We start from the raw sequence: 1,084 nt of genomic DNA on the forward strand, positions 1-1,084 counted from the left end.
CATTGTCGCGGGATGACCATCGACGTCGCCACGAGTTTCGCGCGCGACCGCCTAATGGGCCAGCCAGCGCAGCTTTCCTTCGGTGGTCAGGAGGGCCAGCTCACCGTCCGCGGTGTAGGCGGCCGAGGCGGTGCCCGAGTGTCTGGCCACCGTACGGCCGGCCGGGTCGATCACCTCGGTCGCACCGCCGTACGTGATCACGAAGGTTGTGCCGGACGGATGGGCACGGATCTGCGCCTCGTCGGCTATCTCGCGTGACCACGTCTGCTTGCCGAGGGAGTCGACGCCGCTGATGCCGGTGAACCGCCTGCCGCCTCCGTCGCGCCAGTAGGCGTACACGACGAGGCCCTGCGTCCCGGCGGCGCATCCGGCGACGACCGGAAGGCTCGTGGTGATCGGTACCGGCTTGCCCGAGCCGGTCAGCACATAGACGCGCTCCCCCTTGACCACCGCGGTGGCGCCCGATGCGCAGAGCGACCTGACCGGTTCGTCGAACGTGTCGCTGGCCACCTGGCGCCAACCTCGCCGGTCGTGCCGGAACCACAGCGCCTGCTTGCCGGAGGTCGCGACCGCGGTGGTCCTGGACGCGTCCTCCGCCCAGGAAAAGGCGCCGTTCAGTGGGATGCGCACGTCCTTGCCCGAGGGCCGGATCAGGCGCAGGCTGCCCTTTTCCGCGCCGTCGCTCTCGACGATCACGGCGTCCGAGGCATCACGTGCTGTCAGCACTCGCCTGATCCGGGCGTCAGATTGCGCGAACACGCCCGAGAGGGAACGTGGCTCGGGGTCCGCTGCCTCCGCCGAGCCGGAGAACACCGGGTCGGGACAGCGCGCCTGGCAGATCACGTCGGCGCCGCCGGCGTACGCGGCGGGGTCTCGCCAAAGCTCCCTGCCCGACCGGTCCAGCCCGTAGAACGCCTCGGCCCGGTTGTCGGCCACCACGGCACCCTCTGCGGACACGGCCACGATCGCCGGCGGGCGCTCGGTCACCGGCTCGGGCTGATCGGCCGCGGTGCTGCAGCCGGTCAGGAGCACCAGCAGGGCGAGCACAGCTCGGGGGATCACAGATTCTGCTCCTGGGAGAGAG

At 70.8% G+C, this 1,084-nt stretch carries 1 protein-coding gene; it reads right to left on the reverse strand.

The genetic code is table 11. The annotated features are described in order from the left end of the window. Nucleotides 1-51: 51 nt before the first annotated feature. Nucleotides 52-1,084, reverse strand: a 1,033-nt coding sequence (locus tag ETD86_RS54470; protein ID WP_211370945.1) for a hypothetical protein, incomplete at its 5' end; no start/stop codon positions are given.

This window comes from Nonomuraea turkmeniaca, from assembly GCF_005889735.1.
Taxonomy (GTDB): Bacteria; Actinomycetota; Actinomycetes; order Streptosporangiales; family Streptosporangiaceae; genus Nonomuraea; species Nonomuraea turkmeniaca.